The 18,415-nt window shown below is 33.6% G+C and carries 14 protein-coding genes and 1 other annotated feature; of the genes, 3 read left to right on the forward strand and 11 right to left on the reverse strand.

The genetic code is table 11. The features are described from left to right. Positions 1-4: 4 nt before the first annotated feature. Positions 5-2,647 carry a valine--tRNA ligase gene (locus tag CAB05_RS21380; protein WP_088004154.1) on the reverse strand — a complete coding sequence of 881 codons (2,643 nt, stop codon included), beginning with the start codon at positions 2,645-2,647 and terminating at the stop codon, positions 5-7. A 52-nt stretch (positions 2,648-2,699) separates the two neighbouring features. Then, positions 2,700-2,943 (reverse strand) — a binding site (T-box leader). 228 nt (positions 2,944-3,171) lie between these two features. Between CAB05_RS21380 and CAB05_RS21385 the strand changes: the two genes are divergently transcribed. Next, on the forward strand, positions 3,172-3,936 hold the full coding sequence (locus CAB05_RS21385; RefSeq protein ID WP_088004157.1) for a sporulation protein: 765 nt from the start codon (positions 3,172-3,174) through the stop codon (positions 3,934-3,936). Positions 3,937-4,069: 133 nt separating this feature from the next. Here CAB05_RS21385 and ysxE read toward each other — a convergent pair whose 3' ends face one another. From ysxE to hemA, 8 genes are all read right to left on the reverse strand, one after another. Then, positions 4,070-5,098, reverse strand: coding sequence for a spore coat protein YsxE (gene ysxE, locus CAB05_RS21390; protein ID WP_088004159.1), 1,029 nt, complete (start codon positions 5,096-5,098; stop codon positions 4,070-4,072). A gap of 86 nt (positions 5,099-5,184) precedes the next feature. Beyond that, complete coding sequence (gene spoVID, locus CAB05_RS21395; RefSeq protein ID WP_088004161.1) at positions 5,185-6,957, reverse strand: stage VI sporulation protein D; 1,773 nt, start codon at positions 6,955-6,957, stop codon at positions 5,185-5,187. 287 nt (positions 6,958-7,244) lie between these two features. After that, positions 7,245-8,534, reverse strand: a complete 1,290-nt coding sequence (gene hemL, locus CAB05_RS21400) for a glutamate-1-semialdehyde 2,1-aminomutase (RefSeq protein WP_088004164.1) — start codon at positions 8,532-8,534, stop codon at positions 7,245-7,247. A 6-nt stretch (positions 8,535-8,540) separates the two neighbouring features. Next, positions 8,541-9,527 (reverse strand): porphobilinogen synthase, encoded by a 987-nt coding sequence (gene hemB, locus CAB05_RS21405; protein WP_088004166.1) that lies wholly within the window; start codon positions 9,525-9,527, stop codon positions 8,541-8,543. 30 nt (positions 9,528-9,557) lie between these two features. After that, positions 9,558-10,304, reverse strand: coding sequence for a uroporphyrinogen-III synthase (locus CAB05_RS21410; RefSeq protein ID WP_188483312.1), 747 nt, complete (start codon positions 10,302-10,304; stop codon positions 9,558-9,560). A gap of 13 nt (positions 10,305-10,317) precedes the next feature. After that, positions 10,318-11,250: a hydroxymethylbilane synthase gene (gene hemC / locus CAB05_RS21415; protein ID WP_088004170.1), complete on the reverse strand. Its 933-nt coding sequence runs from the start codon at positions 11,248-11,250 to the stop codon at positions 10,318-10,320. Positions 11,251-11,263: 13 nt separating this feature from the next. Then, positions 11,264-12,097 (reverse strand): cytochrome c biogenesis protein CcsA, encoded by an 834-nt coding sequence (gene ccsA / locus CAB05_RS21420; protein ID WP_088004172.1) that lies wholly within the window; start codon positions 12,095-12,097, stop codon positions 11,264-11,266. Positions 12,098-12,106: 9 nt separating this feature from the next. Then, entirely contained in the window at positions 12,107-13,459 is a 1,353-nt protein-coding gene (hemA, locus tag CAB05_RS21425; RefSeq protein ID WP_088004174.1) for a glutamyl-tRNA reductase, read from the reverse strand. A gap of 224 nt (positions 13,460-13,683) precedes the next feature. Between hemA and CAB05_RS21430 the strand changes: the two genes are divergently transcribed. Both CAB05_RS21430 and CAB05_RS21435 read left to right on the forward strand, forming a co-directional pair. After that, a complete protein-coding gene (locus CAB05_RS21430; RefSeq protein WP_088004176.1) occupies positions 13,684-14,166 on the forward strand; it encodes a LiaF transmembrane domain-containing protein in 483 nt (160 codons plus the stop codon). A gap of 49 nt (positions 14,167-14,215) precedes the next feature. Then, complete coding sequence (locus CAB05_RS21435) at positions 14,216-15,247, forward strand: ion channel (protein ID WP_235821579.1); 1,032 nt, start codon at positions 14,216-14,218, stop codon at positions 15,245-15,247. A 70-nt stretch (positions 15,248-15,317) separates the two neighbouring features. Here the strand turns inward: CAB05_RS21435 and yihA are convergent, their stop codons facing one another. Next, positions 15,318-15,902, reverse strand: a complete 585-nt coding sequence (gene yihA, locus CAB05_RS21440; RefSeq protein WP_088004180.1) for a ribosome biogenesis GTP-binding protein YihA/YsxC — start codon at positions 15,900-15,902, stop codon at positions 15,318-15,320. Beyond that, the gene (gene lon / locus CAB05_RS21445; protein WP_088004182.1) at positions 15,899-18,223 is read right to left on the reverse strand and encodes an endopeptidase La; all 2,325 of its coding nucleotides are present in this window, start codon (positions 18,221-18,223) and stop codon (positions 15,899-15,901) included. The genes yihA and lon overlap by 4 nt, the downstream gene beginning before the upstream one ends. Positions 18,224-18,415 lie beyond the last annotated feature (192 nt).

Consider the following 18,415-nt stretch of genomic DNA (forward strand, 5'->3'; position numbering starts at 1 on the left):
TATATTATTTACTTAATTCAGCAATACGTAATGTAACTGCAGCTTGTTTTTCTAAATAATCTTTTTCTTTGCGACGTTCTTCCTCAATTACTGATTCAGGCGCTTTCGCTACAAATCCTTGATTACTTAGTTTCTTTTGAACGCGTTCAACTTCACTCGTCCATTTTTCTAATTCTTTTTCTAATCGTTTTTTCTCTTCATCTAAATTAATTAATCCTTCAAGCGGTAAATAAATTTCTGCTCCACTTATTACTGCAGACATACATTTTTCTGGTGCAGTTAGGTTCGTAGAAATTGTTAATTCTTCAGGATTACAGAAACGTTCGATATAAGAACGATTTTCTTCTAAAGATACCGCAATTGCTTCATCTTTCGCAGCGATCATCAGTTGTACCTTTTTGCTCATAGGCGTATTTACTTCTGCACGAATATTACGAACTGAGCGAATTAATTCAACCAACATTTTCATCGTTTCAGATGCTTTTTTATTTGTTAAATCAGCATTTACAGTTGGCCAAGCTGAAACTGTAATTGACTCACCCTTATGAGGAAGTGACTGCCAAATTTCTTCAGTTACAAATGGCATAAACGGATGTAAAAGCTTCATTGTACTTTCTAAAACATATGCTAAAACAGAACGAGTCATATTTTTTGCATCTTCATTTTCACCGTATAAAGGAATTTTAGCCATTTCAATATACCAATCACAAACATCATCCCAGATGAAATTGTAAAGTACACGGCCAACTTCACCAAATTCGTAACGATCAATTAATGAAGTTACACTTTCGATTGTTTCGTTTAATCGAGTTAGAATCCATTCATCAGCAACAGATTTTTCCTTTGTTAAATCAATTTGATCATATGTGAATCCTTCCATATTCATTAAAGCAAATCGAGAAGCATTCCAAATTTTATTTACAAAGTTCCAAGTAGCTTCAACTTTTTCAATACTGAAACGTAAATCTTGACCTGGTGCACTACCTGTTGTTAAGAAGTAGCGTAGTGAATCCGCTCCATATTTCTCAATAACATCCATTGGGTCAACACCGTTACCAAGTGATTTACTCATTTTGCGACCTTGTTCGTCTCTTACTAAACCGTGGATTAGTACATCATTGAATGGGCGCTTACCTGTAAACTCGATCCCTTGGAAAATCATACGAGATACCCAGAAGAAAATAATATCATAACCAGTTACTAATACGTTTGTAGGGAAGTATGCTTGGAAATCTTTACTTTCTTCATTTGGCCAACCTAATGTTGAAAATGGCCATAATGCTGAGCTAAACCAAGTGTCTAATACATCATTATCTTGATTCCAATTTTCAAGATCAGCTGGTGGCTCCTGATTTACATAGATTTCGCCTGTTTCTTTATGATACCAAGCTGGAATACGATGTCCCCACCATAATTGACGAGAAATACACCAGTCACGAATGTTTTCCATCCAACGAAGATACGTTTTTTCAAAACGATCCGGAACAAATTTAACACTATCATCAGAGTTTTGTAATGCAACAGCAGCATCAGCTAAAGGTTGCATTTTAACAAACCATTGAGTAGATAAATATGGCTCAACTACCGCTCCACTTCGTTCGCTATGTCCTACAGAATGCATATGCTCTTCGATTTCTACAAGAACGCCAATCTCCTGTAAGTCTTTAACGATTTGTTTACGACATTCAAAGCGATCCATGCCATTGTATTTACCAGCTTTTTCGTTCATTGTACCATCTTCATTCATAACTAGAATTCGTGGTAAATCATGACGGTTACCTACTTCAAAATCATTTGGATCATGAGCAGGTGTAATTTTTACTACTCCTGTACCAAATTCCATATCAACATAATCGTCTGCGATAATTGGAATCTCGCGGTTAACGATTGGAAGCATTACAGTCTTTCCAATCATTGCTTGATATCTTTCGTCTTCTGGATGGACTGCAATTGCAGTATCACCTAACATTGTTTCTGGACGTGTTGTTGCAATTTGAATCTTTCCAGATCCATCAGTTAAAGGATATTGCATATGATAGAATGCACCTTGAACATCCTTGTAAATTACTTCGATATCAGATAAAGCTGTTTTTGTCGCAGGATCCCAGTTAATGATATATTCTCCGCGATAAATTAAACCCTTTTTATAAAGCTTTACGAATACTTCTTTTACAGCATCAGAAAGACCTTCATCTAGCGTAAAACGTTCACGTGTATAGTCTAACCCAAGACCAATTTTCTCCCATTGAGAACGAATGTGAGAAGCATATTCTTCTTTCCATTCCCAAGCTTTTTCTAAGAACTTTTCACGTCCTAAATCGTATCTTGTTAAACCTTCTTCACGTAGTTTACCTTCTACCTTAGCTTGAGTAGCGATTCCAGCGTGATCCATTCCTGGTAAGTACAATACATCATAACCTTGCATACGTTTTGTACGAGTTAAAATATCTTGTAATGTAGTATCCCAAGCATGACCTAAATGTAATTTTCCAGTTACGTTAGGTGGTGGAATTACAATTGTATATTTTGGTTTCTCCGATTCTACTTGTGCTTCGAAAAACTTTCCATCTAACCAAAATTGGTAACGATCTTTTTCAACTAAACTTGGATCATATTTTGTTGGTAATGATTGTTGTTTTGTTTCCATGATTACATCTCCTCTTTGATATTTGAAAAATAAAAAAACTCCATTCATCCTTGAAAAGGACGAATGGAGTTTGATTCGCGGTACCACCTTTTTTTGTCAGAAAAACAGAAAAAATTTAAAACATTTCTGACACACTTAAAAAGATAACGGATCATCCGGAAACTTCTAGTCGCATAAAGCTTTCAAAGTCACTGCTCAAGGGCGACATTCCAACTCTTTTTTCTAGAAACCTCCCACCAAATGGTTTCCTCTCTGAAGAACTAGTTTGTTGTACTCTTCCCTATCAACGCATTTCAATATGAATATATTTTATAGTCTACAAAATTTTCGTAACTTTAGTCAACAGTATTTCTATTTTCTTTCTAGAATATTCTTATTGTGTCAATATTGTACCAACATTTTTAATCGATAAATTAAATAAGAAAAGGAATTGTAATGAATTTTTAACATTCACATATACTAGTACTTATTTAAATATGCGATAATTGTATAATATCTAGATATAATGTTTGAGGGGGATTACCATGGGTTTATTTAAAAATACATTAGCTCGTGTTCTTGGAATTGGAGGAACGAGAATTGATACAAAGCTTGAAAAAACTGAATACCAAGCAGGTGAACGTGTAAAAGGTGAATTACATATAAAAGGCGGAAAAGTGAAACAAGAACTTGAATCTGTTTTCTTACATGTAATGACTGATTATGAAGTTGAGTCTAATGATAAAACTTACCATCAAAATGGTACATTACAAAAAGTAATCGTGTCTGTTGATCGAGTAATCAATGCGAGCGAAGAAGTTGTCATTCCTTTCTTCTTTACTCTTTCAGAGAATACACCAGTCTCACTACACAAATCTCATATATGGATTAAAACTCATTTAGAAATAGATAAAGCAGTTGATCAATATGATGCGGATGGCATTCAAGTTATTCCTTCAATTGGATTAAAAACTGTTATCCAAGCACTTCAAGAAGAAGGGTTTGTCTTAAGAGAAAGTGAAAACAAGAAAAAGTTTGGTAAAATTATTCAGGAATTTGAATTTTATCCTATGAATGGTGAATTTAGAGGTAAATTAGACGAATTAGAAGTTAATTACTTAAGCTTCGATAAAACTGTAGACATCGTTCTTCAAGTGGATCGTAAAACAAAAGGATTAACAGGTTTATTTTCTGATTCATTAGGGACAGATGAAATAAATGTAAGAATTTCATTCTCGAAAGACCAAATTACGGATAAACAATTTGTACGTAGCAGTCTGATGAATGCAATTAAAAGATACTGTAAATAAAAAGCAATTTATAAAATGTCATTAGAATGAATGATAGAAACTAAGCTGGTAGTCTGAATTGGACAACCAGCTTAGTTTTTTTAGATTCTAGTGGTACGATAAAATATTCATCATGTCTTGTAACTAGATGCACTCAATCTACTATCATTTTTGCTGCCTCAATATCCTCCTGGATTTTTGATATAAAAAATTCAATATTATTCATATGCCAATAAGAATGTAATAACTCTTTTACTCGATCTTTTTCATTTAAATTTCCAGTCCGTTTTGTATAGGACATTATTTTTGTTGCAGTTTGAACTGGATACGCCATATAACTCATAAATAATAGTTTTTCTTCTTCCCTCAATGAAAAGTTCTTTTCATACATTTTCAACCAATTATTTCGATCTGGCTGTTGAATCGGATAGGTTTTAAATGAATTCTTATAGTAATTTGATAAATCTTGGATTGGCGTTGTTTCTTGAGCATTTTCTAAGTTAATAAATACTCCCTCGCCTCTCTCATTTACTAAGAAATGAGAAATCGAAAGACTACCATGATTCATCACAATTCTTGTATTTTCTGTTTCCTTCATTTTTTTATACCATTCTCCTAATTGATCACTAGCAAATTGATGAGCACTTAATATTTTATGAAAATAAGTACAATAACTTAATTCATATGGTGACATATACCAATTACCTTCAGCTGCTTCAATAAAATTTTCTAAAACTTCTTTTTCTTTACTCCATCTCTTAGTTAATGTATCGTAATGATTTTGCAATTGGTCTTTATCAACTTTCTTTTCTTTTTGTGTCCGGTTATGCATCTTCCCTAATGATGTAAACATCCTTTGAAAGTGTAAATTTTCATCAGATCTTGAATCTACGTTTTCAATCCATGGCATTAGATAGTAATGCTTTGTGTTATATTCAACAACATAGTCGCCATTTTGTGTATGATAAATTGGAACGACATTGCGAAAACCTCGATCTTGTAAGGAACGAACATTTTCAACTAAATTATTACGATAGATTCTACTCGGATTCGCTTCTTTTAAAGCAAATACCCCTTGGTTTGTATAAACTTTCACTACTTTTCCAACAGTTTCAAAGTAATTTGGTATTATATGATATTGTGCTAAAATGACGCTTATTTCATCTTTAGGCTTAGTATACAATGTGCGTCACTCTCACTTTCTAAATGAGTAAAAGCCTTGTATTAGTAGACAAGTATCTAAACTAATACAAAGCTCATTCTATATTATTATTGTTTTATAGCTGTAACAGGAATGTATATAATTTGACCCTCTGATAAAAATTCATCATTTAAATTGTTCACTCTATTTAGCTGTTGAGTTTGCAAATTATATTTTTTAGCTACCGTTTCAATCGTGTCACCATTTTGTGCTAAATATAGCTTCATTTTTGTATATGACTCTTCTTTACCCTCACCCGTGAATAAACTTGAGAGCAGATTGTCAGATTTCACACTTCTAGCCTCTTTAGCTTCTTCTTGTGCATTTGAAACCTCGTTAGGATCATCTCCTGAGACTTCATTTAAAGCTTCACCTGCTACTTGGGCTTGATAATATTCTGCATAGTATGGTGGAGTTTGACGTACATCATTTGCATTCAGATTTGCAGGATTAACCTGCGTATATGGATTTTGATATTGTGGTTGCTGGTTATAAGTAAAAGGCGCTTGTTGATATTGATTATTTGCAAAAGGCTGGTAGCTTTGCTCAACTGCACGTCTATACTGTTCTTCATAGCTTTGAATATCATTTTGTACATTAAAAGGATTTTGTTGCTGCGTATTGTATGCATTATACGAACTGTTTTGTTGTGCAGCAAAATCATTATTTAGAAAACTTGGTTTCTGAACTGCTTCATTATTTAAAAAGCTTTGTTGCTGAGTTGTAAATTCATTATTTAAAAAGCTTTGTCTTGGATTCACTTCATTGTTCAGAAAGCTAGGTTGAAGAGTAAATTCACTAGTAGCTTCATTTTGTTTAGTTTCGTATACATCGTGTTCTCTTGTTTCTTGAAATACTACTTGATCTACATTGCTTTCCTGGCTAGCAAGATTGACTTCTTCATTTTCATAGCTTTCTTCTAATTCACCATATACATCTTCATTCTCATAGTTCACTTCAGCTTCTCTATATACTTCCTCATATTGCTCCTCATATTGTTCCTCATATTGTTCCTCTACGTTTTCAACCGCCTGTGTTTCAAACGTAATGTTTTCCTCTTGTTGATCTGCTTGATAAGCCTCTTGATCATCTTGGTTTTCTACTGTCTCGGTAGACTGTGTTTGGAAAACCTCAAGATATGTTGGTTGTCTTGGAAATGTTGGATCTTCTTCCTGTTGATTGTCATTTTCCAACGACTGGATCCAATCACTACCATATAAATCTTCTTTATCATTTACTTCAGTTGAAACAGGTTGTTGGTTAAAAAATTGGAATTGTTCTTCAAACTCTCTATCTTCTTGCTGTTCTTCTGCTTCAGCCTCATTACTACTACGATAGTCATTACTATAATTATAATGATTATACTGATTTTGTTCTCTCTGCTCCTGATAATACTCAACAGCACGGTTATCATGAAGTCCAGAAATACATAAATCAGCAGCAATTTGTATGCAGCCTCTTTCTGTTAATTGATAATCAAATGTCTCAACTGAAACGCAAAGATTTTCTAAATCAGTAATTCGCGTTAATGGAATTGAAATATCTACCGGAAATTGATGGCGTAATTCACAGCTTCCATCGTCTAGCGATCTTACGTCCTCTACTAGTCTTGAAGGTGCTAATTCTCTTAATGAGAAGTAATCACCTTGCGTCACCTGATCAGGCGTATAATTACCTTCTAAGGTTAAGACACCCTTCACTTGAACATATTCATCGAATTGCTGTATAGTAATGTCTGGATTTAGCGAGAGTGACCTTACCTCTTTAACTTCCTGTCCTTTTTGGAACCAGACAGTTTCTTTCAATGAAAAACGAATATTTGTTTGATTTTCTGAAGACACGTTAATGTCCTCCTCTCATCGTCCATTTTGGTCTATGACAATACATCTTTATGAGAGGAAAGAAAAAATTATGAAAAAAAGATTCATATTTTGTACAAAAAATGAAACTTTATGTTCCTATCACACAGTATTTAAATGATTCAAAGCAAAACTTTTCTTATCAAATTAATTCTTAAATTTAATTGTAACTAATTTTCACATAGATGATCTTTGTTCATTGAAAGTGTAGTGCTGCAAAATCCCATGAAAAAATCCCATACATTTACATTGTATGGGATCTATTTCTATTAATTATTTAATTGAGAAAATGCATATTCTGCAGCTGCAATTGTTTTTTGAATATCCTCATCAGTATGTGAAGTAGATAAGAATAATCCTTCAAATTGTGAAGGTGGTAAGAACACACCTTGTTCAGCCATTAGTTGATAATATTTTGCAAACATTTCTAAATTAGATGTTTTTGCAGCTTCATAATTTTCAACTTTTTCATTCGTAAAGAAGAATCCAACCATTGAACCTGCACGGTTGATACAATGTGGAATATTGTATTTTTCAGCCGCAGCTTTGTAACCAGCTTCTAATAAGTCTGCTTTACGATTAAATTCATGATAATCTTCTTCAGTCAATTGACTTAATGTTTCAAAACCTGCTGTCATTGCTAGTGGGTTTCCTGAAAGTGTACCTGCTTGATAAATTGGGCCACTTGGCGCAATTTGATTCATAATTTCAGCTTTACCACCATATGCACCAACAGGTAATCCACCACCAATTACTTTACCTAAGCAAGTAATATCAGGTGTAACACCAAAGTGACCTTGTGCACAGTTGTATCCTACACGGAAACCAGTCATAACTTCATCAAAAATTAATAATGTACCATATTGCGTAGTAATTTCACGTAGACCTTCTAAAAAGCCTTCAACTGGTGGTACTACTCCCATATTTCCTGCTACAGGTTCTACAATAATTGCTGCTAAATCATCTCCAAATTGTTCAAATGCATAACGAACACTTTCAAGATCATTGTAAGGTACAGTAATTGTATTTGCTGCCACACCAGCTGGAACTCCAGGACTATCTGGTAATCCAAGTGTAGCAACACCTGAACCAGCTTTAATTAATAATGAATCACCATGCCCGTGATAGCATCCTTCAAACTTTAAAATTTTATTACGGCCAGTGAATCCACGTGCTAAACGTAATGCACTCATTGTCGCTTCAGTACCTGAGTTTACCATTCGAACAACCTCAATTGAAGGTACGCGATCAATAACAAGCTTTGCAAGTTCTGTTTCTTTTAAAGTTGGTGCACCAAAGCTAGTACCTGTTTCAGCTGTACGTTTTAATCCTTCAACTACTCGCTCATTAGAATGACCCAAAATTAATGGTCCCCATGACAGTACATAGTCAATATATTCATTTCCATCAATATCATAAATCTTAGAGCCTTTTCCGTGGCTCATGAAAATTGGAGCCATATTTACACTTTTAAATGCACGTACTGGACTGTTTACGCCACCTGGAAGAACTTGTTTTGCTTCTTCAAAAGCTTCAATAGATTTGTTATAAGATCTCATTTTCGATTACTTCCCTTCAGACATCCATCTGCAAGCATCTTTTGCATGGTATGTCATAATCATATCTGCACCTGCACGTTTCATACTGATTAGTTTTTCCATTACAATCTTTTCTTCTTCGACCCAACCATTTAAAGCAGCTGCTTTCACCATTGCATATTCCCCACTTACATTATAAGCAACAATTGGTTGGTGATAATTATTACGAATATCACGAATGATATCTAAATAAGACAGAGCAGGTTTAATAATTAAAAAGTCTGCGCCTTCAACTGTATCAGATTCTGCTTCACGGAACGCTTCTAAACGATTAGCCGGATCCATTTGGTATGCTTTGCGATCTCCTTGACCTGGTGCACTTTGAGCTGCTTCACGGAATGGCCCATAAAATGCAGATGCATATTTAACTGCATAAGACATAATTGGAGTATTTTCAAATCCTGCCTCATCTAAAGCATGTCGGATTGTCGCAACGAATCCATCCATCATATTTGAAGGAGCAATAATATCTGCGCCAGCTTTTGCTTGGCTTACAGCCGTTTTTGCTAAAAGTATTAAAGACTCGTCATTGTTAACATATCCGTCCTCTAATACGCCACAGTGTCCATGATCTGTATATTCACATAAACAAGTATCAGCAATTACAACCATTTCGGGATATTGTTCTTTAGTTTGTGTAATAGCTTTTTGTACAATACCAGTAGCACAGTAAGCTTCAGAACCTACCGCATCCTTCACATCAGGAATACCAAAGAAAATGACAGAACGAATACCTAAAGATGCGATTTCGTCCATTTCCTTCTTTAATTCATCTAATGAAAATTGGAATACACCTGGCATTGAATTAATAGGATTTTTAATTCCTTTGCCTTCAACGACAAACAGTGGATAAATAAAGTCTTCTTTATGTAAATGTGTCTCTCTCACCATTGAACGTAATGCTGGTGTTTTTCGTAAACGACGATGGCGATCAAATGGAATTGAATAATTCATTATTTTTCTCCTTCTTTACAAAGAATAACGTTATCTCGAAACGTCTTCTGCTATTTTTTGGATTAATGAGTCAATCGTAAATTTACTAGGAACTAAAATATGTTTTAACCCACTTTGACTAGCTTCTAATGCAGTAACATCACCAATACATGCAATACTAACGTGCTCTAGTTCTTTCAAGTCAATCGTTTCGTCTATTAAATAACAAAATTGTTTTACACTAAACGGGTTTAAAAATGTAATGACATCTACCTTTTTCTGTAAAAGTAACGTAATAAGATCATCTTTCACATTTGTATTTGGAATCGTTTCATATACAGTTAATAAAGTAACTTGATGTCCATTCTTTCCTAGTATGTTTGGAACAGTTTCACTAGCAAGTGACCCACGGATAAATAAAAATTTTGATTTATCCCCTACAATTGAACTTAACTCAGTTGCTAATGTTTTTCCAGTAAATTGACTTGGCATAAAAGTAACTTGAATGCCATGCTCTTCTAGGGTTTTTTTAGTTTTTTCTCCTACAGCGCCAATTTTTTTCTTATTTACTAACTCTATCAATTCTTTTGTACTATTTTGCACAAAGTAAATGACAGCGTTAACACTAGTAAACAAAAGCCAATCTGTTTCTTCTACTAATTTACAAAGCTTTTTGGGTAGAACTGAAATCTGTACAACTTTTTGAAGAGGTAAATTGATTGGACAACCACCAAACTGCTGAATTAATTGATTTAATTCAGCTGCTTGATGTTCTGCCCTAGTTACCAAGATGTTCATTCCATTTAAGGAATTATTCATCCGCTGCCTCTTTTACAGAATCAATAATCTCTTTTGCACCACGTTTAATTAATAGATTTGCAGCCTCTTCCCCAATTTCTATTGGGTTTGTTCCGACGACAGTTTCTTTTAAAATTGTAGTTCCGTCGGGTTTTGCAACTAATGCAGTTAATGAAATTTCATTCTGTTCATTCATTGTCGCAAATCCTGCTATTGGAACCTGGCAGCCACCTTCCATTTTATGAAGGAATGCACGCTCAGCTTCAACAGTTGTATATGTTAGTTCATCATTTAATCTATTTAATAGTTCACGTATTTCACTATCATTTTCACGACATTCAATTGCTAGTGATCCTTGTCCAACTGCTGGAACACAAATTGTTTCATCAATATATTCATTAATACTTTCTTCAGCCCAACCCATTCTAGTTAGACCAGCAGCCGCTAAAATAATAGCATCATATTCATTATCTCTTAATTTTTGAATACGTGTATCAATGTTTCCACGAATCCATTTGATTTCTAAATCAGGTCTTACAGCTTTAATTTGTGCACTTCTTCTTAAACTACTAGTGCCAACAATTGAACCAGGTGCAAGATCCATCAAGCCTTTTCCACTATTTGATAGAAGTGCATCCCTTGGATCGACACGTTTTGGTGTACAACCAATCATTAACCCTTCAGGTAAAATAGCTGGCATATCCTTCATACTATGTACAGCCAAATCGATTTCATTCGTTAGCATTGCGTGCTCTATTTCTTTTACAAATAAACCTTTTCCACCAACCTTAGAAAGTGTAACATCAAGAATCACATCACCTTTTGTGACAATCTCTTTCAGCTCAAATTTATAATCTGGTGCTACTTCTTTTAGTTTTTCTACAAACCATTTTGTTTGTGTTAAAGCTAACTTACTTCTCCTTGTACCAACAACTATTTTACGCATAGTTTACAGCTCCTTACGTACTCCATAAATGAAACGATGAATATAGATTTGAAACAACATAATTTCCGAACAATACTAAAAAGCAACATATGTTAAATAGGCAAAGGGATTTACCATATAAACGGTTGCTTACTTTTAAATAAATAAATGTACTAAACATGATTAATACAAAAAACGATCCAAGTACCTTCATGTCATACCAGACAAATGAGTGTAATCTAAGACTGGCCCAAATCACACCTAGAAACAAGGAAGTAAACATTAGGGGGACACCAAATAGATTAAATGTATTAACCATTTTTTCCAACTTACCTAAACTGCCTAATTTCTTTAAGTGATTAGACCACTTTTTCTTTTTTAATAAAAAGTATTGGAAGATGTACATCACTGAGAAAATAAACGATAGCGTAAATGCACCATACGCTAAAAAAGCAAGTCCAATATGAACATATAGTAACTCCGATTTTAACTGATCAACAAGTGTAGCTGTTTTTCCAGCTTTCGGAATTAAAATGGACAATGAAAATACTAAAAATGAAACAACATTCGTAAAGAATACTAAATAATCAAGCTTAACAAGCCAGTTAATAATCATTGATAAAGAAATGATGATCCAAACATATACATATAAACCTTCTCTAGAAGTAATGAAGGAAAATAAACTATATTGGCTGACTGAGTAAATCATTAATACTGTAGAAAATCCCCAAACAATTGCTAACAAATAAAAGGCAACTCTACTGGCCAGTCTATTTGTATCAATAAAATCGATAAACGAAAAAACAATACTCCATGCAAACAATAGGATGATCAAGTGGTATACAAAACTACTTTCCAATAGCTCCACTATACACTCCTACAAATATCCCAGTTCTTGTTTTACACGTAAAGTATCTTTTTCTTTTGCAGTTTGCATGTGTTTTTCTTCATTCGATTCATTCAATAATTCATCTAAATTAAAGATTTCTTTAAATAAAGCAATTTGTGCTTCGGATTGTTTAGAAGAGCCCATCTCTTTCGCTTTCATAATCGGATCACGTAACAACTGGTTTACAATACTCTTCGTATGCTTTTGAATGACTTTTAAATCTCTTTCAGATAAGTGTGGAAGTTTACGCTCTAAACTCGTCATCGTATCTGATTGAATGTCTAAAGCTTTTTCACGTAAAGCAGAAATAACTGGTACAACGCCTAATAAAGATAACCATGATTGGAAATTATCAATTTCCTCTGTAATTGATTGTTTAATTTTTACTGCTTCTCTTTCACGTTCAGCTAAATTCTCGGCTACAATTCCTTGCAAATCATCGATATCATATAAAAATGCACTGCTTATATTATGAATAGAAGGTTCAATATCTCGTGGTACCGCAATATCTACTAAAAATAATGGTTTACCTTTACGGGCTTTTTCAATACGTTGAACCATCTTTTCAGTTATGACATATTCTTTCGAACCAGTTGAGCTAATCACAATGTCCGCTTCTTTTAAAGAGTCCTCTAAAGATTCTAGACCTTTACCTACTCCATTAAATTGAGATGCAAGCTTAACTGCATTTTCAGTTGTACGATTAATAACTGTAACTTTGCCAACACCCTGCGAATAAAGGTTTTGCAAAGCAAGATTACTCATTTTACCTGCTCCAACAATTAAAACATTACATCCTTTTAAATTACTAAATATTTTCTTTGAAAGTTCTACTGCTGCATAGCTAACTGATACTGCATTTTCACCGATTCCAGTTTCAGAGTGAACTTTTTTTGCAAATGTAATTGCTTGCTTAAATAATTGATTAAAAATCGTGCCTATCACATGATCTTCTTGTGCAAGTAAGTAACTATCTTTTACTTGTCCAAGAATTTGTGTTTCACCGATTACCATTGAATCTAAACCACTTGAAACAGTAAACAAATGCTCAATCGCTTCATTACCTGTTTTAATGATTAAATATGGAGACAATTCTTCATCTTTTAAACCGAATTTTTGTAAAAGAAATCTCTTCATGTAATATTGTCCAGTGTGAATTTGATCAACGACTGCATAAATTTCTGTACGATTACAAGTTGACACGATAATGTTCTCTAAAATGCTTTTCTCATTTTTTAATGAACACATTGCTTCAGCTAGTTCACTAGGTGCAAACGCTACTTTTTCACGTACTTCAATCGGGGCAGTTTTATAATTAAGTCCGATTGTAATAATGTGCATTCCCTTTAAGCCCCCCTATTTATCTTAAGAATGACGATTTATCTATATCAATTAGGTAAAATATGATAACTATGTTCTACCTCAATATGCTATCATAAATGTTGTAATTTGTAGAATGATTAATCTTGAACATTTTATGAATTATACACAAATTATACACAAATTCTATTATACAATAATTTTTAAATAAAAGTGATTACAAAAAATGTTAAACAGGAGTTGCTATGAAAAAAAATCGTTTATTTATTGGAATCCTATTAATCGGCTTTGGTTTGTATTACTTTATTTCGAAATGGCATGTCCCTTCACTAAACATATTTACATACTGGACGACGCCAATCTTAATTACAGGAGTTGCACTTTTAGTCCAAGCTTTTAAAGGTAAAGAAACACATTATGTATTCCCTGGATTTATCGTTCTTGGATTTGGCATTCACTTTTATGCGATTTCACATGTTGACTCATGGCCAAATCATTGGTCTGTATTAACACTCATCATATCCATTGGCATGCTATTTCAATCTCAAAGAGGTAAAGGAGATCTTCTTCCAGGAATTCTATTATTTATTATGTCTTTATTTTTCCTTTTTAATGAAAAGCTTACAACAATGCTTAGCTCACTTCAGTCACAAGTTTCATATTTCCAGCAATATTGGCCAGTCTTAATTGCCTTGATTGGTTTATACCTTCTATTTTCAAAAAAATAAACATATCGTTACTTAGAAGGATTTAACTATTTTTATGGGAGGTCTGTCATTGCTATACTTCCTTACATTATGGAAAAAATTTGTTTCATTTAATTATGTATCAATTTTAATTCTCTCTATACTCATTGTCTCATTTGGGACGATTACTATACATATTTTAGAACCTGAGACATTTCCTACTTTATTTGATGGCTTATGGTGGACAATGACAACATTAACAACTGTTGGTTATGGGGATTTTTTTCCTAAGACTATAGCAGGAAGATGTTTAGGAATGTTCTTATTTATATTCGGAGTAGGTATTATCGGTTTGCTAGTTTCAAAAACTGTCGATTCCTTTTCAAAGTACCATCGTTTGAAGTTGGAGGGAAAAATTATGTATAAAGAAAATCATCATTATATTTATATCGGTTGGTCCAAAAAAACAAAAGATGCTATTGAAGAGTTATTTGATTCCTCTCCATCAGCAAAAGTTGTCTTAATCGAAAATTTAGATACATCACCTTTTGACCATCCACAAGTTCATTTTATACAAGGCGACCCATCTATAGAAAATACTTTGTTAAACGCAAATATTTTCGGCGCGAAAAGAGTATGTATTTTTGCAGATTCATTAATTGAAGATAGTGTGTTAAAAGATGGTAAAACATTATTGATTGCATCAGCTGTAGAATCATTATCTAAAACACATCAAAAACCGATTCATACAATAGTTGAAATTTCAAAAGAAAGTCATATTGTTAACTTTAAGCATGTTAATGTTGATGATTTCGTACTATCTTATGAATCTGTTTCAAGATTAATAGCAAAAACGACTTTACATCCTGGTACTTCAACAATATTTAGACATCTATTAAACACTAAATTTGATGGTAGTAATATTCATGTAATTACACCGCTAAAAGAGTGGATCACATATGAAGATGCATACTTAGAATTATTTAAAAAAGGCGCATCCTTATTAGCAGTAAATGAACAACTAAATATTCCAAAGTTCAAGAACTTACCTTTACAATCAACTGATCGATTATATATTTATTGTGAAGAAAATATGCTTAAAACGATTCAAAAAGAGAATTAAAAACTTATTTATCTCTAAACAGAACAAAAAAAAGAAGCTAGTAGGCAAATATATGCTACTAGCTTCTTTTTTATTTACAAAGTCGATCAATAATAGACCAAGCTTTTTCTTTTCCCATACCAGTCTCAGAAGAAAATAAAACTAATTCATCGCCTTCTTCGATTTGCATTGTTTCTCTAACAACTTTTGCATGTTTATCCCATTTACCTTTAGGAATTTTATCTGCTTTTGTTGCAACGATAATAACAGGGATTTGATAATGTTTTAGAAAATCATACATCATTACATCATCTTTTGTTGGTGAGTGACGTAAATCCACTAAAAGCACAACAGCTTTTAATTGGTCACGAGATGTGATATATGTTTCAATCATTTTCCCCCATGCTTCACGCTCAGTTTTAGAAACTTTCGCATATCCATAACCAGGAACGTCCACATAAAATAATTTTTCGTTAATTAAGAAAAAATTTAATGTTTGTGTCTTTCCAGGTTTTGAAGATGTACGGGCTAACGCTTTACGGTTTAACATTTTATTAATAAATGATGATTTCCCTACATTCGATCGGCCTGCCAATGCGATTTCGGGAAGCTGTGTATCTGGATACTGATTAGGGCGAACTGCACTAATCACAATATCCGCTGATGTTACTTTCATTTTTTCACTCCTACTATAGCATGCACTAAAACCTCATCTAAATGGGAAACAGGGATAACAGTTAATCCTTCTTTAACCAAAGGTGGTACATCCTCTAAATCTTTTTCATTTTCTTTTGGGATTATAACTGTTGTTAATCCAGCACGATGAGCACTTAGCATTTTTTCCTTCAATCCACCAATTGGTAATACTCGACCACGTAATGTGATTTCACCAGTCATTCCAACCTCTTTACGAATTGGTTTATTTGTTAGTGCAGAAATTAATGCAGTTGCCATCGTAATACCAGCTGAAGGACCATCCTTTGGAACAGCACCTTCTGGAACATGGATATGAATATCTAATTTCTCATAGAAATCAGGATCAATACCAAGTCCTTCTGCTTTTGAGCGTATATAGCTAAAAGCAGCTTGTGCAGACTCCTTCATTACATCCCCAAGCTTACCAGTTAAAGTTAGCTTGCCCTTACCAGGATACAGTGATACTTCAATAGAAAGCGTGTCTCCACCAAATGCAGTATATGCTAAACCAGTTGCAACACCAATTTGGTCTTCATTTTCCATTTGACCGTATGAAAAAGTTTTCTTACCTAAAAACTCTTCAATATTTTTATCAGTAAAAATTATTTTTTGTTTCTCATTTGAAACAATTAATTTTGCTGCTTTTCGGCATAATGTCGCAAGTACTCGCTCTAATGATCGTACTCCTGCTTCACGTGTATAATGACGGATAATTGCACTTAATGCACTCTCACGAATTTGAACAGTTGATTTATTTAATCCATGTTCAGCTAATTTTTTTGGGAATAAATGCTTTTTCGCAATATTAATCTTTTCGAGCTCAGTATAACCAGAAAGAGTTATAATTTCCATTCTATCACGTAACGGTCCCGGAATTGTAGATAAATCGTTAGCTGTTGCTACAAATAACACTTGTGAAAGATCAAAAGGCTCTTCAATATAATGATCACTGAAAGAATTGTTTTGCTCAGGATCAAGAACCTCTAGCATTGCCGAAGATGGATCCCCTCTAAAATCACTAGACATTTTATCAATCTCATCAAGTAAGAAAACAGGATTATTAGAGCCAGCTTTCTTTATCCCTTGAATAATGCGACCTGGCATTGCTCCGATATACGTTCTTCTATGACCTCTAATTTCTGATTCATCACGAACGCCACCTAAAGATACACGAACGAATTTTCGTGATAATGCATTCGCAATTGAACGAGCTAAGGAAGTTTTACCAACGCCTGGAGGTCCTGCCAAACATAAAATGGGACCGCGTAATGAATTTGTTAACTGTTGAACAGCTAAATATTCTAAAATTCGTTCCTTAACTTTTTCAAGTCCCTCATGTTCATTATTTAGGATCTTTTCAGAACGATGAATATCTAATGTATCCTCTGTTCCAAGTGACCATGGAAGTGAGACCATCCAATCTAAATACGTACGAACAACGCCTGCTTCTGCTGCATTTGGTGGAAGTTTTTCATATCTAGCTAATTCTTTTAAAACTAACTCTTTTGTTGATTCAGGCATCCCAGCTTCTTCTATTTTAGTTAAGAATTTATCTACTTCTTCTGTTTTACCTTCACGATCACCAAGTTCACGTTGAATCACTTTTAATTGCTCTCTTAAGAAATACTCTTTTTGAGTTTTATCGATACTTTTCTTAACTTGTTGACCAATTTTCTCTTCTAATTTAAGTAATTCTTTTTCATCTTGAAGAAAATTCAAGATACTATGTATTCTTTCAGTCACATCAACTGTTGCTAATATTTTTTGCTTTTCTTCTTCCTTCAAAGGAATAGCATCAATCATCGCATCAGCTAACTTACCAGGCTGATCCTGTTTAACAATCGTTGCGATTGTTTCAGGTAAAATACGTTTAGATAATTTACTGTACTGCTTAAAATGTTGTAACAGAGTTCTCATTAAAGCTCGAAGCTCTTTGGAATCATCTAGTGCATCTGGATATTCTTCTACCTTTGCAGAAAGGAACTCATTTTGATCAATAATTGATTTAATCTTTCCTCTGTGTAAACCCTCAACTGTGATACGAACTGTACCATTTGGCAGAGTAATCTTTTGTGTTAACTTCGCTAATGTACCAAATTGATACAACTCTTCTAGCTTAGGATTTTCAGTATCTGCATCTATTTGCGTAACCACAAAAATTAAATGATCTAAATCATTAGCTTCCTGTATGGCTTTTATTGACTTTGTTCTTCCTACATCGAGATGTGCAATTGTCGCAGGAAATACACTAATTCCTCTTAAAGGTAGGAGGGGTACAACTTTTTCTTTTGTAACATTCATTTCGTTACACCTCCATATATTTCATTCTATTTAGTTATTTTACCTTAACATCCATATCATTTACAATGAAATGAATTTGTATTTTAAGAAAAGTGGAGGCGACTGTTTAGCTCTGACAAGCATAAGGCGAAGACCGGTGAAAGTTGCTTTTTAACTTTAACTGGTATTTGACTTATGACCTCGAGGAGCTAG

This window comes from Gottfriedia solisilvae (genome assembly GCF_002128405.1).
Lineage (GTDB): Bacteria > Bacillota > Bacilli > Bacillales > Bacillaceae_G > Gottfriedia > Gottfriedia solisilvae.